Source organism: Microbacterium sp. EG9 (genome assembly GCF_059759475.1).
In genome coordinates, this window is sequence record NZ_CM186217.1 from 1,299,619 (window position 1) to 1,322,054 (window position 22,436).

At 70.0% G+C, this 22,436-nt stretch carries 18 protein-coding genes; 8 read left to right on the forward strand and 10 right to left on the reverse strand.

The window, feature by feature from the left end:
* Nucleotides 1–63: 63 nt before the first annotated feature.
* A complete protein-coding gene (gene pepN / locus AC6CQV_RS06095) occupies nucleotides 64–2,577 on the reverse strand; it encodes an aminopeptidase N (protein WP_498260523.1) in 2,514 nt (837 codons plus the stop codon).
* 42 nt (nucleotides 2,578–2,619) lie between these two features.
* Between pepN and AC6CQV_RS06100 the strand changes: the two genes are divergently transcribed.
* Nucleotides 2,620–3,300, forward strand: coding sequence for a TetR/AcrR family transcriptional regulator (locus AC6CQV_RS06100; RefSeq protein ID WP_498260524.1), 681 nt, complete (start codon nucleotides 2,620–2,622; stop codon nucleotides 3,298–3,300).
* A complete protein-coding gene (locus AC6CQV_RS06105; RefSeq protein ID WP_498260525.1) occupies nucleotides 3,297–3,800 on the forward strand; it encodes a hypothetical protein in 504 nt (167 codons plus the stop codon). The genes AC6CQV_RS06100 and AC6CQV_RS06105 overlap by 4 nt, the downstream gene beginning before the upstream one ends.
* A 6-nt stretch (nucleotides 3,801–3,806) precedes the next feature.
* Here AC6CQV_RS06105 and dxs read toward each other — a convergent pair whose 3' ends face one another.
* The 5 genes from dxs to dut form a co-directional block, all read right to left on the reverse strand.
* Nucleotides 3,807–5,786, reverse strand: coding sequence for a 1-deoxy-D-xylulose-5-phosphate synthase (dxs, locus tag AC6CQV_RS06110; protein WP_060959558.1), 1,980 nt, complete (start codon nucleotides 5,784–5,786; stop codon nucleotides 3,807–3,809).
* An 86-nt stretch (nucleotides 5,787–5,872) separates the two neighbouring features.
* Nucleotides 5,873–8,710, reverse strand: coding sequence for an aconitate hydratase (locus tag AC6CQV_RS06115; protein WP_060959557.1), 2,838 nt, complete (start codon nucleotides 8,708–8,710; stop codon nucleotides 5,873–5,875).
* 201 nt (nucleotides 8,711–8,911) lie between these two features.
* The gene (locus tag AC6CQV_RS06120) at nucleotides 8,912–9,664 is read right to left on the reverse strand and encodes a DUF3159 domain-containing protein (RefSeq protein ID WP_101306354.1); all 753 of its coding nucleotides are present in this window, start codon (nucleotides 9,662–9,664) and stop codon (nucleotides 8,912–8,914) included.
* Nucleotides 9,661–10,245 (reverse strand): DUF3710 domain-containing protein, encoded by a 585-nt coding sequence (locus AC6CQV_RS06125; RefSeq protein ID WP_060959555.1) that lies wholly within the window; start codon nucleotides 10,243–10,245, stop codon nucleotides 9,661–9,663. The genes AC6CQV_RS06120 and AC6CQV_RS06125 overlap by 4 nt, the downstream gene beginning before the upstream one ends.
* A complete protein-coding gene (gene dut, locus AC6CQV_RS06130; RefSeq protein ID WP_498260526.1) occupies nucleotides 10,242–10,691 on the reverse strand; it encodes a dUTP diphosphatase in 450 nt (149 codons plus the stop codon). The genes AC6CQV_RS06125 and dut overlap by 4 nt, the downstream gene beginning before the upstream one ends.
* A 12-nt stretch (nucleotides 10,692–10,703) precedes the next feature.
* On the opposite strand from dut, the gene AC6CQV_RS06135 reads away from it, so the two are divergent.
* Nucleotides 10,704–11,183 (forward strand): DUF3093 domain-containing protein, encoded by a 480-nt coding sequence (locus AC6CQV_RS06135; protein ID WP_060959553.1) that lies wholly within the window; start codon nucleotides 10,704–10,706, stop codon nucleotides 11,181–11,183.
* A gap of 7 nt (nucleotides 11,184–11,190) precedes the next feature.
* Here AC6CQV_RS06135 and AC6CQV_RS06140 read toward each other — a convergent pair whose 3' ends face one another.
* Nucleotides 11,191–11,481 (reverse strand): DUF4193 domain-containing protein, encoded by a 291-nt coding sequence (locus tag AC6CQV_RS06140; RefSeq protein WP_060959552.1) that lies wholly within the window; start codon nucleotides 11,479–11,481, stop codon nucleotides 11,191–11,193.
* Nucleotides 11,482–11,726: 245 nt separating this feature from the next.
* On the opposite strand from AC6CQV_RS06140, the gene sepH reads away from it, so the two are divergent.
* On the forward strand, nucleotides 11,727–12,773 hold the full coding sequence (gene sepH, locus AC6CQV_RS06145; RefSeq protein WP_060959551.1) for a septation protein SepH: 1,047 nt from the start codon (nucleotides 11,727–11,729) through the stop codon (nucleotides 12,771–12,773).
* 21 nt (nucleotides 12,774–12,794) lie between these two features.
* Here sepH and AC6CQV_RS06150 read toward each other — a convergent pair whose 3' ends face one another.
* On the reverse strand, nucleotides 12,795–13,931 hold the full coding sequence (locus AC6CQV_RS06150) for an alkaline phosphatase family protein (RefSeq protein WP_498260527.1): 1,137 nt from the start codon (nucleotides 13,929–13,931) through the stop codon (nucleotides 12,795–12,797).
* 73 nt (nucleotides 13,932–14,004) lie between these two features.
* Here AC6CQV_RS06150 and AC6CQV_RS06155 point away from each other — a divergent pair, with 73 nt between their 5' ends.
* Nucleotides 14,005–16,449, forward strand: coding sequence for a DNA gyrase/topoisomerase IV subunit A (locus tag AC6CQV_RS06155; protein ID WP_101306352.1), 2,445 nt, complete (start codon nucleotides 14,005–14,007; stop codon nucleotides 16,447–16,449).
* A gap of 6 nt (nucleotides 16,450–16,455) precedes the next feature.
* Here the strand turns inward: AC6CQV_RS06155 and AC6CQV_RS06160 are convergent, their stop codons facing one another.
* Complete coding sequence (locus tag AC6CQV_RS06160; protein WP_082734145.1) at nucleotides 16,456–17,118, reverse strand: response regulator; 663 nt, start codon at nucleotides 17,116–17,118, stop codon at nucleotides 16,456–16,458.
* 210 nt (nucleotides 17,119–17,328) lie between these two features.
* Between AC6CQV_RS06160 and AC6CQV_RS06165 the strand changes: the two genes are divergently transcribed.
* The gene (locus tag AC6CQV_RS06165; RefSeq protein WP_498260528.1) at nucleotides 17,329–18,498 is read left to right on the forward strand and encodes a sensor histidine kinase; all 1,170 of its coding nucleotides are present in this window, start codon (nucleotides 17,329–17,331) and stop codon (nucleotides 18,496–18,498) included.
* A 281-nt stretch (nucleotides 18,499–18,779) separates the two neighbouring features.
* On the opposite strand, the gene AC6CQV_RS06170 is transcribed toward AC6CQV_RS06165, so the two are convergent.
* Entirely contained in the window at nucleotides 18,780–20,852 is a 2,073-nt protein-coding gene (locus AC6CQV_RS06170; RefSeq protein ID WP_375140947.1) for a DNA gyrase/topoisomerase IV subunit B, read from the reverse strand.
* A 192-nt stretch (nucleotides 20,853–21,044) separates the two neighbouring features.
* On the opposite strand from AC6CQV_RS06170, the gene AC6CQV_RS06175 reads away from it, so the two are divergent.
* Nucleotides 21,045–21,263: a DUF7455 domain-containing protein gene (locus tag AC6CQV_RS06175; protein ID WP_060959546.1), complete on the forward strand. Its 219-nt coding sequence runs from the start codon at nucleotides 21,045–21,047 to the stop codon at nucleotides 21,261–21,263.
* Between the two features lie 68 nt (nucleotides 21,264–21,331).
* Complete coding sequence (locus AC6CQV_RS06180) at nucleotides 21,332–22,357, forward strand: sugar-transfer associated ATP-grasp domain-containing protein (RefSeq protein WP_498260529.1); 1,026 nt, start codon at nucleotides 21,332–21,334, stop codon at nucleotides 22,355–22,357.
* Nucleotides 22,358–22,436 lie beyond the last annotated feature (79 nt).

The following is a 22,436-nucleotide window of genomic DNA, read 5'->3' on the forward strand; positions in this document are numbered from 1 at the left end:
CGCACCTCGCGGCATCCGATTCCGTTCTTCATGTCCGAATCCGGTGGCTGCGCCGTCGCCTGCTCAGCGCGTGGGTTGTGCCGCCCGCACCCGCAGATCGCGCGCGAGGCCGTCGCGCTGCTCGATCACGAGACGGCGGAGGGCCCCCGGCGCGTCCGGGTGATCCCGCAGCCAGGCGTCGGCGGCGTCGAGCGAGGGGGATGCCGGGAAGAGGCCGATCACGAGGCGCCGGGCGATCTCGATCGAGCGCGACCGCCATGCCGGCAGGATGCGCGCGTAGTAGTCGTCGTCGAAGCCGGCGATGAGGTCGCGGCGTCCGCCGGCGCGCACGCCGGCGATCGTCGCGTCCAGATGGTCGTTGGTCAAGGTCGCGTCGTTCCAGGCGTCGTTCCAGGCGGCGGCGCGGACCGCGGCATCCGGACGCGCCGTCCGGGCGGTGCGTGCCGCGACGCGTCCCGACGCCGTGTCGTCGGCGGCCAGCTCGTCCGCGATGTCCGCGTCATCCGCGTGTCCGGTGGCCGACAGGGCGACGGTCCAGGCCCAGCGGAGGTCGGGGTCGAGCCTCAGCCCTTCCGGTGCCGGTGCGGCGCCGGCGAGGATCGCACGCAGGTCCGGCGCGCGCTCGGCGCTGACGGATGCCGCGGCGCCGACCGTGCGGGCCCAGATGAGCTGCGCGTCAGACCCGGGCGTCGCGTGCTGCAGCGCGTTCCACGCCGTCTCCAGCCACTGCGCCGCCAGGGCGGACCGGTCGCCGTCCGCCGCGAAGTGCGCGATCGTGAAGGCCGCGCGGGCGGCGGCCTCGGTCAGCAGCGCGGCATCGGTCTCCGACGGCGCGTGCCGCGCGACGATTGCGACGTAGTGCTGAGCGGGCAGGATGCCGTCGCGCACCGCGTTCCAGAGGGCCGCCCAGACGACGGCCCGCGCGAGAGCGTCGTCGATCGTCGAGAGGCCGCGCGCGACGGCGTCCGTCGACGCGTCGTCCAGCCGGACCTTCGCGTACGTCCGGTCGTCGTCGTTGGGGACGATGAGAACCACGTCGTCCAGAGCCGCGCCGGTGAGCGCGGTGCGTTCGGCGGTGATGTCGGTCGCCAGGCCGCCGCGGCGGACGAGGCGGCCGTCGCGCTCGACGTAGAGCCCGACGGTCACGCGATCGGGGCGCACCGTGGACACCGTCAGCTCGAGCGCGTCGGCGGTGTGCTCGGCGCGCAGCTCGGTGACGCCGGTCGTCTGCAGCCACGCCGCGCTCCAGGAGCGCAGGTCGCGTCCGGACGCCTGTTCGAGGGCTCTGAGCAGGTCGGACAGGGTGGTGCTGCCGTACGCGTGGTCGGCGAAGTAGCGCTGCGCGCCGCGGAAGAAGGCGTCTTCGCCGACGAAGCCGACGAGCTGCTTGAGCACGGAGGCGCCCTTGGCGTAGGTGATGCCGTCGAAGTTGAGCTTCGCGGCCTCGAGGTCGGGGATGTCCGCGACGATCGGGTGCGTCGTCGGCAGCTGGTCCTGCGTGTAGGCCCAGCCCTTGCGTCGCGTGGCGAAGCTGACCCAGGCATCCGGGAACCCGCCGACCGCGGCCGCGGCATGCGTGCCCATGTAGTCGGCGAACGACTCCTTCAGCCAGAGGTCGTCCCACCACCGCATCGTCGCGAGGTCGCCGAACCACATGTGGGCCATCTCGTGCAGGATCGTGTTCGCCCGGGCCTCGTGCTGCGCGGCGGTGGAGGCGCCGCGGAACACGTAGGCCTCGGTGAAGGTCACCAGGCCCGGGTTCTCCATGGCGCCCAGGTTGTACTCCGGCACGAAGATCTGGTCGTACGTGCCCCAGGGGTACGGGAAGTCGAACGCCTCCTCGAAGAACGTCAGCCCCCGTCGCGTGATGTCCAGGATCTCGTCGGCATCCAGATGAGGAGCGAGGGAGGCGCGGCACAGCACTCCGAGAGGGATCTCGCCGGCTGCGCCGTGGTGCGTGCCGTCGACGCGGTGATACGGACCCGCCGCGACCGCGGTGATGTAGCTCGACAGCGGCAGGGTCTCGGCGAACCGGGTGCGCACTCCCCCGTCGACGGGCTCGCGGCGGGTCTCGGCGCCGTTGGAGAGCACCTGCCAGCCGGCGGGAGCGGTGACCGTGAAGCGCCAGCGCGCCTTCATGTCGGGCTGCTCGAAGCAGGGGTACACGCGCCGGCAGTCGGCCGGCTCGTACTGGGTGTACAGGTAGGTCTCGCCGTCGACGGGGTCGCGGAAGCGGTGCAGGCCCTCGCCCGACGTGCTGTAGCGCCCGGTGGCGACGATCGTGACGGTGTTCGTGGTGCCCGCTGCCGTGCGCAGCCCGGTGACGCTCACGCGTGCGCCGTCCCAGTCGACTCCCTGCTCGACGCCGTTGACGACGACCGCGTCCACCGCGGCGCCGATGAAGTCGATCCACGTGCTCTCCGCCCGAGCGGTGAAGGTGAGGGTCGCGCGTGTGCGGAAGGTGCTCTCCGCGGCATCCGGGGCCGAGCGGAGGTCGAGATCGATGTCGACGGTGTCGAGGTGGATGACCGCGGCGCGTGCCGCCGTCTCTTCGCGCGTGAGGTTGGCGGAGCTCATCCCTCCATGCTGTCACGGGGCGGGTTGTGCTATTTTTCGAACATGTTCACTTCTGAGGCACCCGCGATGTCGAAGAGCGACCGGACGCGGGCGCGGCTGCGCGAGATCGCGCTGAGGTCGTTCCGCGACCGGGGCTACGACGCCACCACGATGCGTCTGATCGCGCAGGAGGCCGGCGTCTCGGTCGGCAACGCCTACTATCACTTCGCCACCAAGAACGACCTGGTGCAGGAGTTGTACCTCGATGTGCAGCGCGGACACCGCGAGGCCGCCGCGCCCCGTCTCGCCGACGCGGACGACCTCGTCGACCGCATCGCGATCGTCTATCGCACGGGGCTCGATCAGCTCACCGCCTACCACGGGCACGCGGCCGAGTTCCTCTCCGCCGCCGTCTCGCCGCGCTCGGAGATCAACCCGCTCGCGGAGGCCTCCCGTGAGGCCCGCGCCATCACCGAAGGCCTGTTCGCGGAGGCGGTGCAGGGCGCCCGCTCGGGCGCGGTGCCGACAGAGCTCGCCCGCTCGCTGCCGCCCGCGCTCTTCCTGGGGCATCTCCTCCTCGCGCTGTTCTGGGTCTACGACCGCTCCGAGGGGCAGGAGCGCACCCGGCGACTGCTCGATCGCGGACTCGCGCTGCTGCGGACCACCCTGCCCCTGGCGCGGCTGCCGCTGGTGCGCGGCGTCGTCCGCGATCTGCTCGAGCTCATCGCGGAGGCAGGGCGGTGAGCGCGCCGGTGCGACCGGCAGCCTTCACGCGTGACCAGCTCTGGCGCGGTGCGCTGCACGCGTGGCTCGGTTTCGTCGCGCTGCTCGTGATCGCTGCTGGGGTGTGGACGCTGGTGGTCAGCGCCGCGCGGTTCGACCTGTCGACCGTCTCCGTGGCGGTCTACGCCGCCGGATGGTTCGGCGTCCTCGGCGCGCTCATCTCGCTGGTCGTGACGATCGTCGGACTTCCCGTCGCCGCGCTGATCGGCCACGCGCTTCGCGGCGTGCGTCGCCGCTGGGTCCACCTCGTTGCTTTCGCGGCTTTCGGCGTCGGCATCGGTGCGGCGGTGGTCGGTGTGTTCGTCGCGCTGTCGAGAGCGGTGGCGCTAGATCCGACGATCGTCACGGTACTGCTCGCGCTCTGCGCGGCCGCCACGGCCTACGGACGGTGGCAGGGAGCGCGGACACCGAAGCGTCGCGCCCCCGCGATCGAAGAGGAGGACCGCCTGCTCGGCGGGTGAGCGGCCTCAGCCGCGGCCGTCGCCGTGCTCGGCGTGCTCGGAGCTGCCCGCCCCGCCCTGCACGGTCCAGATGGCGCCCGTGTCGCTGGATGGGCGCGCCACCGGGATCCGCGTCCCCAGCACCTGGGCGACGACGTCCTGCGCGATCTTCGCCGCCGACAGTCCGGCATCCTCGAGGATCTGCTCCCGCGTCGCGTGATCGATGAAGGCGTCGGGCAGACCCAACTCGTCCACCGCGGTGTCCACGCCCGCTTCGCGCAGAACCTGCCGCACGCGCGTGCCGACCCCGCCGACGCGGATGCCGTCCTCGATCGTGATCACGAGACGGTGCGCGGCCGCGAGCTTCACGATCGACGGCTGAACGGGCACGACCCACCGCGGATCCACCACGGTCGCCCCGATCCCCTGCGCGCGAAGACGCGTCGCGACCTCGACGGCCAGCTGCGTCATCGGTCCGATGCCGACCAGCAGCACGTCCTCCGCGCCGTCGCGCCACAGCACGTCGACGCCGTCGGGCAGACGCTCGATCGCCGGCTGCTCCGTCGCCACGGCGCCCTTGGGGAAGCGGATGACGGTCGGTGCGTCCTCGACGGCGATCGCCTCGTCGAACTCCTCGCGCAGGCGGGCCTCGTCGCGGGGTGCGGCGATGCGGATGCCGGGGACGAGCTGCAGCATCGCGAGGTCCCACACGCCGTGGTGGCTCGGACCGTCGGGGCCGGTCACTCCGGAGCGGTCGAGCACGAACGTGACGCCGGCGCGGTGCAGCGCGACGTCCATCAGCACCTGGTCGAAGGCGCGATTCATGAAGGTCGCGTAGATCGCGACGACCGGGTGCAGGCCGCCGAACGCGAGCCCCGCGGCGGATGCCACGGCGTGCTGTTCCGCGATGCCCACGTCGTAGACGCGGTCGGGGAAGCGCTGCGCGAACGGCTGCAAGCCCGTCGGCCGCAGCATGGCCGCCGTGATCGCGATGACGTCGTCGCGCCGCTCCCCCGCGTGGAGGAGGGCGTCGGCGAAGACGTCGGTCCAGGCCACGGCATCCGAGGAGCCCAGCGGCTCCCCCGTGGCGGGATCGATCTTGCCGACCGCGTGGAACTGGTCCGCCTCGTCGTTGCGAGCGGGCTCGTACCCGCGCCCCTTCTCGGTGATGACGTGGACGATGACGGGTGCGCTGTAGTCCTTCGCGAGCTGCAGCGTCTCCTGCAGGGCGACGAGGTCGTGGCCGTCGATCGGACCCAGGTACTTGATGTCGAGGTTCGAGTACAGGGCTTCGTTGTTCGAGAATCGGGAGAGGAAGCCGTGCGTGCCTCCGCGCACCCCGCGATAGAGCGCGCGCCCCATGGGCCCGAGGCGACGGAAGAAGGATGCCGAGCTCTTGCGCAGGCTCTCGTAGCTCTCCAGCGTGCGCACGCGGTTGAGGTAGCGCGCCATGCCGCCGATGGTCGGCGCGTAGGAGCGGCCGTTGTCGTTGACGACGATGACGAGGTTGCGGTCGTTGTCGTCGGAGATGTTGTTGAGCGCCTCCCACGTCATGCCGCCGGTCAGGGCGCCGTCGCCGACGACCGCCACGACGTGGTGGTCCTTGCGGCCGGTGCGGGTCAGCGCGCGCGAGATGCCGTCGGCCCAGCTGAGGGAGCTGGAGGCGTGCGAGGACTCGACGACGTCGTGGACGCTCTCCGCCCGCTGGGGGTAGCCGGCCAGTCCGCCGCGGGAGCGCAGCTCGCGGAAGTCCTGACGCCCCGTCAGGAGCTTGTGCACGTACGACTGGTGTCCGGTGTCGAAGACGAACGGGTCGTTCGGCGAGTCGAAGACGCGGTGCAGGGCGATCGTCAGCTCGACGACACCGAGGTTCGGGCCGAGGTGTCCGCCCGTGCGGGCGACGTTCTCGATCAGGAACTCGCGGACCTCCTGCGCGAGCTGCGCGAGCTGCTCCGCGGACAGGGAGTCCAGGTCCCGCGGACCGGTGATCGAGGCGAGCAGACTCATCCTCCGAGTCTACTTCGCGCGCACGCGAACGCCCCGGCATCCGCGTCCCCTTGCGGGGACCGATGCCGGGGCGTTATACGCGGCGATCAGACGAGCGAGCGCAGCACGTACTGGAGGATGCCGCCGTTGCGGTAGTAGTCCGCCTCACCGGGGGTGTCGATGCGCACCTTGGCGTCGAAGACGATGGTCTCCTTGCCTTCCGGCGAGAACTCGCTGGGGGCCGCGGTGACCTTCACGGTCTTCGGCGTGACGCCCTCGTTGAGCTGCTCGAGGCCCTCGATCGAGACGATCTCGGTGCCGTCGAGGCCGAGCGACTTCCAGCTCTGGCCGTCGGGGAACTGCAGCGGGACGACGCCCATGCCGATGAGGTTCGAGCGGTGGATGCGCTCGAAGCTCTCGGTGATGACGGCCTTCACGCCGAGGAGGGACGTGCCCTTGGCCGCCCAGTCGCGCGACGAGCCGGAGCCGTACTCCTTGCCGCCGAACACGACGAGCGGGGTGCCCTGGGCGCGGTAATTCTCGCACGCGTCGAAGATGTACGACTGCGGGCCGCCCTCCTGCGTGAAGTCGCGGGTGAAGCCCCCCTCGATGATCTGACCGTCGTTGACGGCGGCGACCAGCTCGTTCTTGAGGCGGATGTTCGCGAAGGTGCCGCGGATCATGACCTCGTGGTTGCCGCGGCGCGAGCCGTAGGAGTTGAAGTCCTTCTGCGCGACGCCGTGCTCCGTGAGGTACTGCGCGGCGGGGGTGCCCGCCTTGATGTTGCCGGCCGGCGAGATGTGGTCCGTCGTGACCGAGTCGCCCAGCGCCGCCATGACGCGTGCGCCGTGGATGTCGCTCACCGGGGTGAGGTCCATCGACATGCCCTCGAAGTACGGCGCCTTGCGGACGTAGGTCGAGTCGGCATCCCACTCGAAGACCGGGCCCTCGGGGGTGGGCAGGCTCGTCCAGCGCTCGTCGCCGTCGAACACGGTGGCGTACTGCTTGATGAACTGGTCGCGCGAGATCGACGAGTCGATGACCTCCTGGACCTCCTCGGGCGACGGCCAGATGTCCTTGAGGAACACGTCGTTGCCCTCGGCATCCTTCCCGAGCGGGTCGGTCTCGAAGTCGAAGTGCATCGACCCGGCCAGGGCGTACGCGACCACGAGGGGCGGCGAGGCGAGGTAGTTCATCTTCACGTCGGGGCTGATGCGCCCCTCGAAGTTGCGGTTGCCCGAGAGGACGGCCGTGACGGCGAGGTCGTTCTCGTTGATGGCCGCCGACACCTCTTCGATGAGCGGTCCGGAGTTGCCGATGCAGATCGTGCAGCCGTAGCCGACGGTGTAGAAGCCGAGGCCCTCGAGGTCCTTGTCGAGTCCGGACTTCTCGTAGTAGTCGGTGACGACCTTCGATCCCGGGCCCAGCGTCGTCTTGACCCACGGCTTCTGCTTGAGGCCCCGGTTGCGCGCCTTGCGGGCGAGCAGGCCCGCGGCGATCATGACCGACGGGTTCGAGGTGTTGGTGCACGACGTGATGGCGGCGAGGGTGACGGCGCCGTTGTCGAGCAGGTAGGAGTCGCCCGCGGGCGAGGTCACCGGCACCGGGTTGGATGCCGCGGCCGGAGCGCCGCTGGAGATGTGCACGTCGCGCGTCTCGGGCTCTTCGTCGCCCGGGGCGGAGCCGGGGTCGGAGGCCGGGAACGAGTGCTTCGACTCGAGGTCGACGATCGAGTTCGACACCGACGGCGTCGTGTAGTCGACGATGTCCTTCTCGAACTGGGTCTTGGCCTCGCTGAGCAGGATGCGGTCCTGCGGGCGCTTCGGGCCGGCGATCGACGGTACGACCGTCGAGAGGTCGAGCTCCATGTACTCGCTGAAGACGGGCTCGCTGGCGGCGTCGTGCCAGAGCTTCTGCTCCTTCGCGTACGCCTCGACGAGGGCGACGGTCTGCTCGTCGCGACCGGTGAGGCGCAGGTAGTCGAGCGTCACGTCGTCGATCGGGAAGATCGCCGCGGTGGAGCCGAACTCGGGGCTCATGTTGCCGATGGTGGCGCGGTTGGCGAGCGGCACCGACGCCACGCCGGCACCGTAGAACTCGACGAACTTGCCGACGACGCCGTGCTTTCGCAGCATGTCGGTGATGGTGAGCACGACGTCGGTGGCCGTCACGCCCGCCGGGATCTCCCCGGTCAGCTTGAAGCCGACGACGCGCGGGATGAGCATCGACACGGGCTGGCCGAGCATCGCGGCCTCGGCCTCGATGCCGCCGACGCCCCAGCCGAGCACGCCCAGGCCGTTGACCATGGTGGTGTGCGAGTCGGTGCCGACGCAGGTGTCGGGGTACGCGCGCAGCACGCCGTCACGACCGGTGCGGTCGTAGATGACCTTCGCCAGGTGCTCGATGTTGACCTGGTGGACGATGCCGGTGCCCGGCGGGACGACCTTGAAGTCGTCGAACGCCGTCTGGCCCCAGCGCAGGAACTGGTAACGCTCGCCGTTGCGCTCGTACTCGATCTCGACGTTGCGCTCGAGCGCGTTCTCGGTGCCGAACAGGTCGGCGATGACGGAGTGGTCGATGACCATCTCGGCGGGCGAGAGCGGGTTGATCTTCGCCGGGTCGCCGCCGAGGGCCGTGACGGCCTCGCGCATCGTGGCGAGGTCGACGATGCAGGGCACGCCGGTGAAGTCCTGCATCACGACGCGCGCGGGCGTGAACTGGATCTCCGTGTCGGGCTCCGCGTCGGCATCCCAGTTGCCGAGGGCCTCGATCTGGGACTTGGTGACGTTCGCGCCGTCCTCGGTGCGCAGAAGGTTCTCCAGCAGCACCTTGAGGCTGAACGGGAGCTTCTCGTAACCGGCGACGGTGTCGATCCGATAGATCTCGTAGTCGGTGCCACCGACCGTGAGGGTGCTCTTGGCTCCGAAGCTGTCAACAGTGGACACGTCTGCTCTCCTTCGTTGGGAGTTCCTGAGGCCGCGGGCTCAGTCGTCGGCGGATGCAGGGTTCGGCATGGAGGGCCGTTGCCTGATCCTCCATCTTCCCCGCCGCCGCGTCGCCGGGCTAGTGAGGCTGGCCTTACCCGCGGTGGGCGCCGGTGGCGTACCGCGAGGGGACGAATTTATCTTGATATCAAGATAAATCTATCACGCCGCGACGTCGCCGTCGTCCTCGACGCGGCGCGGGTAGACCGCCCGGACGGCGAGCCAGGTCACGGCGACGAGCGGAGCGAACAGCGGCAGACCCATCACGAGCTTGAGGGTCCCGAGGGTCGTGACGTCGCCGGAGAAGTAGAACGGGAGCTGCACGGCGAGACGGAGGTAGAAGAGGCCGGCCCAGGCGATCGCGAGCCAGAAGAAGACGCGACGTTTGCGGTTGTCAGCCCGCCAGGCGGTGCCCTCGTTCATGAGGAAGCCGACCGCCAGGCCGATGATCGACCATCCGATGAGGGCCGACACGAGGAACGCGGTGCCGTACACGGCGTTGGTGATGAGGCCGGGAACGAAGTTGTCCTGGCCGCGTCCGGTCCACAGCGCGAGCGCTGCGGCGGCTGCGGCGGCGATGAGACCGCCCAGCGCAGCGCTGACGGGCGAGCGCTGCACGAGTCTCACGACGGTGAACAGCGCCGCGGCTCCCACCGAGATCGCGAGCGAGAGCGCGAGGTCCTGCGTCACCGTGAAGAGGATGACGAACGCCAGCCCCGGCAGCACGCTCTCCAGCACGCCCCGCCAGCCGCCCATGGCGGCCCACACGACGTGACCGGTGTGCGACTGTCGCGACGGGTCCAGTCCGGCCCGCCGTGCGGCGCCGCCGAGCGCCTGTCCCAGGATGTCGGAGGCCGACGGCGGCGTGAGGGGGTCGGATGCCGACGCTCGCGCGTCGTCGTCGGGGATGCTCATGCCGTACCGGGAGCTGCCGGCATCTTCAGCGGGATCAGGTCGCGCGGGGGCATGGGGCTGCCGCCGCGGACGACCACGATCGAACGGAAGAGGTCTTCCACCCGTGCCGCGGCATCGACGTCGGTGGTGGCCGCGCCGCCGATGACGCCGCGCAGGAACCACCGCGGACCGTCGACGCCGACGAACCGCGCGAGGCGCTTGCCCGCGACGGCGTCGGGTCCGCTGACGACCGGCACCTCGGCCAGCAGCTCCGGCCCGAGCGGGCCCTCGCGCTCCTCCACCCGTCCGCCCTGCTGGCGGATCTGCTGGCGGATCTGCTCGCGGGTCTCGTCCCACAGGCCGCTCGAGCGGGGGGCGGCGAAGGGCTGCACCTGCAGGGTCGACTCTGCGTAGTCGAGGCCGACGGCCACGATCCTCTTCGTCTGCTCCTCCACTTCGAGACGGAGGTTGAGGCCCTCCCGTGGGAGCACCTTGATGCCGCCGAGGTCGATGTACGGCCGGACCGGGTTGGCCTCCGACTCGTCGAACGGGCCGGTCGAGGCGCGGTCGCCGGCGCCGGGGGTCTGCGGTTCGTCGCTCATGCGATGACTCCTGTCTGGTAGCCCGTCGAGCCGAAGCCGCCCTCGCCCCGGGTGGACTCGGGCAACGTCTCGACGGGAAGGAAGCGGACGCGCGGCACGGGCATGACGATCATCTGCGCGATGCGGTCGCCGGGGGCGATCTCGTACGCGTCGCGGGGGTCGGTGTTCAACAGCGCCACCTTGATCTCGCCCCGGTAGCCGGCGTCGATCGTTCCGGGCGCGTTGACGATGGTGATGCCGTGCTTGGCGGCCAGCCCGCTGCGCGGGACGACGAACGCGACGTAGCCGTCGGGCAGTGCGATGCGCACGCCCGTTCCCACGAGCGCCCGCTCGCCGGGCTCGAGGCGGACGGCCTCGGTCGCGACCAGATCGGCGCCGGCATCGCCCGGGTGCGCGTAGACGGGAACCTGCGACGCGATAATGGGAACGTCCACGGATTCGATCACTCCACGAGGGTAATGCACATCGCCGCCACAGCCCCCTTCTCGCCCACCGACCTCGTCTACCGCGAGCGGCTCAGCCCGTCGCTGTGGACATTGCTGAGCGCCGCCGTGCTCGCGCCCATGGTGGCGCTGGTCTTCGTGCCGCTCGATCCGACGATCGCCCTCGGGGCCGGCATCGCCGTGGCGGCGGCCCTGATCGCACTGATGGTGTTCGCCTCCCCCGTCGTCGAGGTGCGAGGTGGCGAGCTGCGGGTCGGTCGCGCGCACATCGGCGTCGACGACCTCGGCGAGGCGGAGGCCCTCTGGGGCGAGGAGGCCCGGGCGGCGCGGGGGCCGGAACTCTCGCGCGACGCGTGGCATCTGCTCAGGGGCGGCATCGACCCGGTGGTGCGGATCGCCGTCACCGATCCGGGCGACCCGGTGACGCAGTGGGTGTTCGCGACACGCACGCCTGACCGGGTCATCGCCGCGATCAGGCGTGCGCAGACGCGCTGACGTCAGATCAGGCGCACTCGACGCAGACGGCGCCGCCGGCGGTCTCGTGGTCGATCTGCGTGCGGTGCTTCACGAGGAAGCACTCGATGCAGGTGAATTCGTCCTCCTGCGGCGGGAGCACGACCACGTCGAGCTCGAGGTCGGAGAGATCGGCTCCGGGCAGTTCGAAGCCCGAGGGGTTGTCGGCATCCTCGACGTCGACGGCCCCGGACATCTTGTCGGGAACGCGCTCCTTCAGAGCCTCGATCGACTCGCTGTCGTCGTCGGTCTTGCGGGGGGCGTCGTAATCGGTCGCCATGCTCTCAACTTCCAGGTTGTTGCCAAATGCCGACCAGCGGCGGGCGGACCGACGTGGGGCGGCGATAGTTTGCACGACGGGTCGGGATTTCGCAAATGATCGTCGTGCGCGTGCCCGCTTCCGGCGGGTGCGTCGCATGGAACTCGCGGCACGCCCGCGATATTCCCAGGGGCGGCGATCTGCTGTGACAGCATGGGCGCGGCAACGGAATCGTGCCCGAGCAGGGAACGGGAGGGGTGTTTCGCATGGAACAGCTCAAAGTCATCGGAACCGAAGAGGGCATCCTCGTCCTCGCCACGGAGGCGGGCGAGCGCTATGCCCTGCCGGTCGATGAGACGCTGCGCAGTCAGCTGCGCCGCTCCCAGCGTGAGAGCGAACCGCGTTCCGCGCGACCGAGCCCGCGCGACATCCAGGCCCACATCCGCTCCGGCCTGTCGGCGCAGGAGGTCGCCGAGCTCCTCGGTGCGCGGATCGAGGACGTGCAGCGCTTCGAGCGCCCGGTGCTGGCCGAGCGCGAGCACATCGTCGGTCAGGCCCTCGCCGTTCCCGTGCTGATCGCCGGCGAGCTCGACGCGAACGCGCAGCCGACGTTCGGCGTGGCGGTGCGCGCCAAGCTCGCGGAAGCGGGCGCCACCGGCGAACGCTGGACCAGCTGGAAGGACGAGGACGGCTGGGTCGTGAAGCTCGAGTTCACGGCCAACGAGGTCGACCACGACGCGCGGTGGAGCTTCGACCCGCGCCGGAGCAGCCTCGCGCCCCTCAACGCCGACGCGACGCAGCTCTCGCGTCAGGGCTCGCTGCCGGAGGGGCTGATCCCCCGACTGCGCGCGCTCGACGCCTCGCCCCTGAAGGATGCGTCCCGATTCGACTCGGGGGCGTTCGGTCCCCGCCGCCTCGACCTCGACCCCTCCGCGACGGCACCCGAGGCGGACATCGTCCGGCCCGACGTGCGCACGCCGGTCGCGCCCGCCGTTCAGGATGCCGCGATCAAGCGGGCCCCCGATCACGCCGTGACCTCGGCGGAGACGGCGGACCTCCTGGAGGCGTTGCGCCGGCGCAGGGGTCAGCGCGAGCCGATGCCGGCCGAGGAGTCGGCACCCGAACGCGCCCACTCCCCCGTCGCACTCTTCGACGCGCTCGAACCGGGCTACGACGACGCCGACGCCGAGACCGACGACAGCGCCGCCGGCATCGAGGACACCGTCATCAGCGAGGCGTCGCGGCGCAAGGGCCGCACCTCCATGCCGTCGTGGGACGAGATCGTCTTCGGCGCGCGGACCGAGGACGGCTGAGCCGCCTCGAGTCGCGCCGCGCTACCGGGTGGTGAAGGCGCCGAGCCGGATCAGCGGGACGATGCGCTCCTGATCGGTGAGTGAGCCGTGCTGTCCGACCATCCGCTGCGGCTTCTTGTCCGAGAGACGGTCGTCGTAGTACGCCACGGCCCCGCGGGCCGCGACGAGCACATCGCCGATGCGCGGCAGCACCTCGGCATCCACCACGGGACCGTAGAGGCCCGCGGCGATCGCCTCCGCGCGGGTCAGCACCCACGAGCGTGAGCCCTCGGCCTCCCGCCAGCGCGCGGCGACGCCGTCGGCGGCGCCCTCCTCGCTGTACAGCTGCAGCAGACGCGGCTCGCCCGCGACCAGCTCGACGCCGTCGAGGAGCGCGTCGCCCTCGCGCAGCAGCACGTGGCGGTGAGCGGGAACGTCGACCATGCCGTGATCCGCCGTGACGAGCGCGCCGGTGCCCGGATGCAACGCGTTCTCGAAGCGGCGCAGCTCGGCGTCGAGGTCTTCGAGGCCGCGCAACCAGTTCTCGGACTCCCACCCGTGCGCATGCCCGAGGGTGTCGAGCTCGGGGAGGTAGACGTAGACGAGAGCGCCGGCGTGGGTGGCGGCGAGGTCGGCGGCCGTGGCGAGGCGCTCGGCGGGAGTCGCCGCACCGACGAACGTCGCCCCGCGCTGGATCGCGCGAGTGAAGCCGCTGTCGCGGTACACGCCCTTGCTCACGACGAAGCACGCCCGCCCGGCGTCCGACTCGCGCTGCAGCAGCGGCTCCGCCCGCTGCCACGTCAGGGGGTCGAGCCGGTCGGTCTCCCATCCCTTGAGCTGGTTGGGAGCGGAGGAGGTGCCCGGCACGCGGCCCCGGTAGCCGACGATGCCGTGGATGCCGGCATCCACTCCGGTCAGCAGGCTCGTGAGCGCCGTCGCCGTGGTCGACGGGAAGGTGCTGCGCGCGGTGTCCTTCTTCGTCAGGCGTTCCATGAGGAAGCGGGCGTGGCCGGCGCGGGCCGCGAGGTTGCCCCGACCGAGCCCGTCGACGAGCACGAGGACGGCCGAACGGGCGGGCGGGAACCAGTCCGCGGGGCCGTTCAGAGAGCGCAGCAATTGCGGCACGATACCGGTGAGGCTCCGGGCCGATGGCGGGTCCGCGGGTAGGCTGAGAGACATCGGGGCCAGTCTCGCACACGGCGCACGGGCCCCTCTTCCCGGCCCACCCGAGCACCGAGGGAACCGCACATCCATGGCAGCTTCGCGCACCGCGTCCATCCCCGAGGATCACGGCCGCATCGAGGACGTCGACGTCTCTGCGGAGATGCAGGACTCCTTCCTCGAGTATGCGTACTCGGTGATCTACTCCCGCGCCCTTCCCGACGCCCGGGACGGGCTCAAGCCCGTGCAGCGGCGCATCCTGTTCCAGATGGCCGACATGGGCCTGCGGCCCGACCGCGGACACGTCAAGAGTGCGCGCGTGGTCGGCGAGGTCATGGGCAAGCTCCACCCGCACGGCGACTCGGCGATCTACGACGCGCTCGTGCGCCTCGCTCAGCCGTTCGCGCTGCGCGTGCCCCTCGTCGACGGGCACGGCAACTTCGGGTCGCTCGACGACGGTCCCGCCGCGGCCCGCTACACCGAGGCGCGACTGGCCCCGGCCGCTCTCGCGCTGACGGAGAACCTCGACGAGGACGTCGTCGACTTCGTCCCCAACTACGACGGTCAGTTCCAGCAGCCGGCGGTGCTGCCCGCGGCGTTCCCGAACCTCTTGGTCAACGGCGCCTCGGGCATCGCGGTGGGCATGGCCACCAACATGGCGCCGCACAACCTCATCGAGGTCGTCGCGGCGGCGATCCACCTGCTGGACAACCCCGACGCGACGACCGCGGAGCTCATGGAGTTCGTTCCCGGGCCGGATCTGCCCGGCGGCGGCATCATCGTCGGCCTCGACGGCATCACCGAGGCGTACGAGACCGGGCGCGGCACCTTCCGCACCCGGGCCAAGACCTCCATCGAGTCGCTCGGACCGCGTCGCACCGGCATCGTCGTCACCGAGCTGCCCTACATGGTGGGCGCCGAGCGCGTGATCGAGAAGATCAAGGATGCCGTCAACGCGAAGAAGCTGACCGGCATCGCCGACGTCAACGATCTGACCGACCGCAACCACGGGCTGCGGCTCGTGATCGGCATCAAGACCGGCTTCGACGCCGCGGCCGTCCTGGAGCAGCTGTATCGCCTCACCCCGCTCGAGGACTCGTTCGGCATCAACAACGTGGCGCTCGTCGACGGCCAGCCGCAGACGCTCGGGCTCAAGCCGCTCCTGCGCGTCTACCTCGACCACCGCATCCAGGTGGTCACCCGGCGCAGCCGCTACCGCCTTGCCCGCAAGCAGGAGCGACTCCACCTCGTGGAGGGTCTGCTCATCGCGATCCTCGACATCGACGAGGTGATCCAGGTCATCCGCGCCTCCGATGACAGCGAGCAGGCGCGCTCCAAGCTGATGAGCGTCTTCGACCTGTCGCAGGTGCAGGCGGAGTACATCCTCGAACTGCGCCTGCGCCGTCTCACCCGGTTCTCCCGCATCGAGCTGGAGACCGAGCAGGATGCGCTGAAGAAGGAGATCGCCGAGCTGGAAGCCCTGCTGGCCAGCGACGTGCTGCTGCGTCGGCAGGTCGCGCACGAGCTGGATGCCGCGGCGGAGACGTTCGGCACACCGCGGCGCACGATGCTGCTCAACGGCGGGCCCGTCGCCGCGCGCTCGCGCAGCGCGGCGCCGGCCGACCTGCAGATCGCCGACGCGCCCTGTCGGGTCTTCCTGTCGGCCACCGGTCGCATGGTGCGCGCGGAGCTCGGCGAGTCGGGCGAGGTGGTCGCCCCCACGCGGCGTGCGAAGCACGACGGCATCCGCGCCGCCGTCGATGCCACGACGCGCGGCGATGTGGGCGCCGTGACCAGCCTCGGACGCCTCGTGCGCTTCTCCCCCGTCGACCTGCCCTCCGTGCCGGCCAATGCCGTCCAGCTGGCTGCGGGGACGCGCGCGGATCAGTACCTGGGCCTGGCGGCGGGCGAGCACGTCGTCGGCATCGTCCCGCTCGGAGAGGTCGTCGTCGCTCTCGGCACGGCGCAGGGCGTCGTCAAACGCGTCTCCACCGCGGAGCTGGCGCCGGGCAAGCACGACGTCGAGATCATCTCGTTGAAGGACGGCGACCGCGTCGTCGGCGCGGCGATCGCGCCCGACGGCGCAGAGCTCGTGTTCGTGGCATCCGATGCGCAGCTGCTGCGTTTCGATGCGTCGAGTGTGCGTCCCCAGGGGCGCTCGGCGGGCGGCATGGCGGGCATCCGACTCTCGGACGGCGCGAGCGTGATCGCGTTCACGGCCGTCACGGACGCCGACGCCGCGGTGGTCGTCACGATCGCGGGCTCGCTGCTCGCGATCGCCGGCACCGATGCGGGAAGCGCGAAGGTCTCGTCCTTCTCGGAGTTCCCGCCGAAGGGCCGCGCCACGGGCGGCGTGCGCGCGCAGCGCCTGCTCAAGGGCGAGGACGCGCTCACCCTGGCGTGGGTCGGCGTCGAGCCGCGTGCGCTCGCGGCCGACGGTGCGGTGCGAACGCTCCCCGACGTCGGCGCCAAGCGCGACGCGTCCGGACAGGCCCTGGATGCCGTCGTCGCCGCGGTCGGCACCGCGATCGTCTGAGGGGCGTCAGCCGAGCGAGACGAGTCCGTACTGCGTGGCGCGGATCAGCACCTGGATGCGGTCGCGGACACCCCACTTGGCGGTGATGCGGCCCAGGTGCGACTTCACGGTCGCCTCCGAGACGAACATCGCGGCGGCGATCTCCGCGTTGGACATGCCCTGGGCGAGGAGGGTGACCACCTCGAGCTCGCGCTCGGTCAACTCCTCGTCCCGTCCGACCTGGCGCGGCGCCGGGGGCTCGTTCTGCTGGACCGAGCTCACGAGTTCCTTCGCCACCCGGGGTGAGAGCACGTACCCGCCCTCGTGAGCGAGACGAGCGGCGTCGAGGATGCGGTCGGGCGACGTGTCCTTCACGAGGAAGCCGGAGGCGCCCGCGCTGAGCATCGGCACGATCACGCGCTCGGACGAGAACGTGGTCAGGGCGACGATCTTGATGCCCGGGAACTCCCGCGTCAGCCGCTGCGTCGCCTCGATGCCGTCCATCTTCGGCATCTGCACGTCCATCAGCACGACATCGGGGTGGGTGCTGCGTACCAGCGCGATCGCGTCGATGCCGTTGTCGGCCTCACCGACCAGGTCGAAGCCGTCAGCCGAATCGAGGAAGACGCGCAGTGCTGCGCGCACCAGCGACTCGTCGTCGACGATGATCACCCGAATCGGTTCCGTCACATCCCCATCTTACGAACAGCGCTGTGGCGCCGATTCCACGCGATATCGACGAAAGTCGCAACTGATGTAGCTATACGTCGGTCGTGCGAGAGGACCTCTGTTTGAAGAATCGATTCGAGAGATTGCAGGAGGTGAAACACATGTGGTACTGGCTTGGACAGCTCATCGGTATCTTCAAGTGAGGGTGCACATTCGCGAGATAATCGCGAGGTGACCTCCGTTCGAGAGAACCTTCTTCGCTTCGTGCGAGCGCCCTTCTGGGCGTACCAGCCGCTGCGGCCCGCCGCTCGGCGCATCGTCATTATTCTCGCGGCAGTGGCCCTGATCCTCGACTCGCTCTTCCGGGCGACGTCCGGAGGTCCGGGCAACATCATCTCTGCCGCCATCACGACAAGCATCACCCTTTCGGTTGCCCTCTTCGCATGGCGTCCGCCGGTCGCGGCCATCGTCCTGGTGGTTGCGGCGCTGCTGGCCGGTGTCACGGGAATTGCCGACAGCCTCCTCGCGGGGGCGGCGATCCTCGGCCTGGTGGCGTTCAGCTGCAGTGGTCTGCTCACGGCCGTGTACTTCGTGGCATGGCTCGTCTGGCTTGTCGCGGTCGTCTGGAGGCCTGATTCCGTCTTCCAGCCACTGGGCGGGCTCATCGTCGCCATCCTCAGTGTCGTGAGTCTGATGATCGGTCTGGCGATCCGGCAACAGTTCGAGAGGGCGCAGTCTTTGGCATTACAACTCGAAGTCAGCGAGCGCGAAGTCGCCGAGCAGCTCAAGCACGAGCGCGATCTCATCGCGGACGAGCTGCACGACATCGTCGCGCACGAGATCACCATCGTCGCCCTGCACGCCGCGGTCCTGGACCGCACCGAAGACGTGCAGACGCGGTCGCAGTCGCAGACGGCGATCCGCGAGGCGGCCGTTCAGGCCCTCACCGACATCCGCCGCGTTCTCGGCATGGTGCGCGGTGAAGAGAACCTCTCGCCCGACCGCGTCTCCTCTCCGGACGGCATCAACGGCACCATCGCCGCCGTGACGAAGGAACTCGGTCAGGCCGGCATCGAGGTACATGCGGACATCCCCGCCGACCTCCGCCTGCCGAGCGCATCGCTCGTCGCTCTCACCCGCGTCATCCGCGAGAGTGCGACGAACGTGTTGAAGCACGCGACGGGTGCCCACAACGTCAAGATCGTCCTGCGGGTCGAACGCGGCTGGGTGCATCTCACCTTCGCCGACGACTCCCCGCCGGCGCGCACCGCGGGTCTTCCCGCGTCGGGCTACGGCATCATGCGGCTCCGCGAGCGCTTCCGCCTGTTCGGCGGAACCTTCGAGTCCGAACGCAAGTCCAACGGCTGGGTCGTGAGCGCTTCGCTCCCCCTGACCGGCTGATCCCGGCGGGATGTCCTCGCGCCACAGGTCTATACGAAAGTCGCAGGCGAATCCGCCTATCGTCGAGGTCGTGGCCATCTTCGCGCGCCTACTGTTTATCTAGCCGAAGAGCTGATCCCCAGTCGGTTCTTCACAGGGCACGGCGCGTGACGTCCGTGATTTCGGGGACGAGGAGACCGATCTGGTTTCGTCGTCATCCGGATGTCCCCCGTAGCCGCGGCGATGGCCCGAGACCGAATCCCCCCAGATCGGTTTCGGGCCCCGCGCGTTTTCAGGGGCCCTCAGGCGTCGATCGCCTCGCGGTCCAGCTTGTCGCTCGAGGTGACGATGAAGTCGCGCCGGGGTGCCACGTCGCTGCCCATGAGGAGCTCGAAGACGCCCGAGACGGCCTCGGCATCCTGGACCCGGACGCGCCGCAGCAGCCGCCCGGCACGATCCATGGTGGTCTCCGCCAGCTGGTCCGCATCCATCTCGCCGAGACCCTTGTAGCGCTGGACGGGCTCCTGCCACCGGCGCCCCGACTTCTGCACCTTCGCGAGCAAGGCGTGCAGCTCCTGCTCCGAGTAGGTGTAGATCGTCTCGTTCGGCTTCGATCCCGGATTGACGACGATGACCCGGTGCAGCGGCGGCACGGCCGCGTACACCCGTCCCGCCTCGATGAGCGGGCGCATGTAGCGGAAGAACAGCGTCAGCAGGAGCGTGCGGATGTGCGCACCGTCGACGTCGGCGTCGCTCATGAGGATGATCTTGCCGTAGCGCGCCGCCTCGAGGTCGAAGCTGCGGCCGGAGCCGGCACCGATGGTCTGGATGATCGCGGCGCATTCGGCGTTCGAGAGCATGTCGCTGATCGACGCCTTCTGCACGTTGAGGATCTTGCCGCGGATCGGCAGGAGGGCCTGGTACTCGCTGTTGCGCGCGAGCTTGGCCGTGCCGAGGGCGGAGTCGCCCTCGACGATGAACAGCTCGGACTGCTCGACGTCGGAGGTGCGGCAATCCGCGAGCTTGGCGGGCAGCGACGACGACTCCAGCGCGTTCTTGCGGCGCTGGGTCTCCTTGTGGGTGCGCGCGGAGATGCGCGCCTTCATCTCCGAGACGACCTTGTCCAGCAGCAGGGCGGTCTGCGACTTGTCGTCGCGCTTGGTCGAGGCGAACCGCTCCCCGAGCTCCTTGGCGACGACGTTCGCCACGATCGTGCGCACCGCCGGGGTTCCCAGGATCTCCTTGGTCTGTCCTTCGAACTGCGGCTCGGGCAGGCGCACGGTCAGGACGGTCGTCAGCCCGGCGAGGATGTCGTCCTTCTCGAGCTTCTCGCCCGCGCCCACCTTCAGACGCCGCGCGTTCTGCTCCACCTGCGTGCGGACGACCTTCATCAGGCCCTGCTCGAAGCCGGCCTGGTGGGTTCCGCCCTTCGGCGTCGCGATGATGTTGACGAAGGACCGCGTGACCGTGTCGTAGCCGGTGCCCCACCGCAACGCGATGTCGACCTCGCACTCGCGCTCGACCTCGGTCGGCACCATGGCGCCGCCGGCCTGGAGCACGGGGACGGTCTCCGTGAACGTGCCCGTGCCCGTCAGCCGCCATGTGTCGGTGATGGCCGCGTCGGGCGCGAGGAACTCGGCGAACTCGGAGATGCCGCCGTCGTAGCGGTGGGTCGTCTCGACGACCTCGGCTCCGCGCTGGTCGACGATCGCGATCTCGAGGCCGGGGATGAGGAAGGCCGTCTGTCGCGCGCGCTGCTCGAGCTCGTCGGCATGGAACGTCGCATCCTTGGTGAAGATCTGCCGATCGGCCCAGTAGCGGATGCGGGTGCCCGTGACGCCCTTGGCCGCCTTGCCGATGACCCGCAGCTCGGACGCGCGCTCGAACGGCGTGAACGCGGAATCGGGGCTCGGGCCGTCGAAGCGACCGGGCTCTCCCCGGCGGAACGACATGGCGTACGTCTTGCCGCCGCGATCGACCTCGACGTCGAGACGCTCGGAGAGGGCGTTGACGACGGAGGCGCCCACGCCGTGCAGACCACCGGATGCCGCATACGAGCCTCCGCCGAACTTGCCGCCGGCGTGCAGCTTGGTGAAGACGACCTCGACGCCCGTGAGGCCGGTGCGGGGCTCGACGTCGACGGGGATGCCGCGGGCCCGGTCGCGCACCTCCACGCTGCCGTCGTCGTGGAGGACGACGTCGATACGCGATCCGTAGCCGGCGAGGGCCTCGTCGACGGAGTTGTCGATGATCTCCCAGACGCAGTGCATGAGTCCCCGGGAGTCGGTGGACCCGATGTACATGCCGGGGCGCTTGCGGACGGCCTCCAGGCCCTCGAGCACCTGCAGGTGGTGGGCGGAATACTCGGCTGTCACAATCCTCAAGCGTATCCAGCCCCGCCGACACTGCGGCCGCGACACACACTCCGTTCCCGAACCGCCGTATTCCCGCGCCCCGGCGGGGTACGCGCACAGCGAAATGTGACCGGATCGCGGCATTCCTGCGGCCAGGGCGTGGTTGTATGTCATGACACCGCACCGCAACTCATGTACCGAGGAGGACCCGAAATGAGCATGTCGACCACCGCAGAGCCCGACGTCCTCGAGTACCGACTGAGCGCAACGGACCGTTGCGACTCGTGTGGTGCGCAGGCTTACATCGCCGCCGAGGTGAACGGCAGCGAGCTGCTGTTCTGCGCGCACCACGGACGCAAGTACGAGGAGAAGCTGCGGGCCGTCGCCACGTCGTGGCACGACGAGACCGCGCGCCTCGCCGAGGCGCGCTGAGCCTCACGCAGGCCCCCACGTAGACTGAGGGGAACCCCGTTCCCGCTCGTCCCTGGGAGGACTCTGCCATGGCATCTCGAGGCCTTCCGCTGTTCCACCGCTTCGCGGTCCTCGTCGAACGCGCCCGCGGGCTCGACGTCGCCTCGCTGACGGAGCGGGCGCGGTTCACCGCGAACGTCCACGGCAAGAGCTATCCGCTCGTGCTGGTGGACATGCTCTGGTCGGCGGCGCGCCACCGCGTCGGGTTCAACGACTACATGGAGTTCGACTTCGCGATCCTCACGCGGGCCGAGCGCGCCACCTGGGTCACGAGTCCCCTCGCCCTCGAGCTGTCCAACCGCTACGACGATCCCGCCCAGGTCCACCGGTTCCACCACAAGGTCGACTTCAACCGCGACTTCGATCGTTTCCTCGGGCGTGAGTGGTTCGAGCTCGTGCCGGGCAACGCCGAGGAACTGCGTGCCTTCGCGCAGCGGCATCCGGTCTTCATCGCCAAGGTCCCCGTCAGCAAGTCCGGGCTCGGCGTGCGCCGCTACGACGCCGCCGAGGTGACCGACTGGGAGGCGTTCCACGCGGAGCTGAGGAACAAGGGCGAGGTGCTCATCGAGGAGCGCATCGTCCAGCATCCGGATCTCGAGGCGATCGCCCCCGGAACCGCCAACACGACGCGGGTGACCACGTTCGTCAAGGACGACGGCACGGTCGAGATCATCAACATGGCCCAGAAGTTCGGGCGGGGCCAGGTGAGCGACCAGGCGTCGTTCGGCGGCTTCTACACCGCGCTGCACGAGGACGGGCGCGCGATGGGCATGGGCTACTCCACGTCGGGCGAGCTGTTCGAGACCCACCCCGACACGGGGTTTCGCATCGCGGACTATCGACTGCCGATGATCGACGAGGTGCGCGCCCTCATCTCGGACGTCGCGCTCGTCATCCCCGAGGTGCGCTACGTCGGCTGGGACATCGTCGTGACGCCGACCGGTCCCGTGCTGGTCGAGGGCAACTGGGGCGCGGGCGTCTTCGAGAACAAGCCGTCGGCCACCGGCATCCGGCACGGACACCTGCCGCGCTATCGCGCCGCGATGGGGTTCTGAGCGCACGCGGCAAGACACTCCCTCGACGCGAGAGAACGCCGGCGCTCCCGAATCGGAGGCGCCGGCGTTCTCGCGTCGT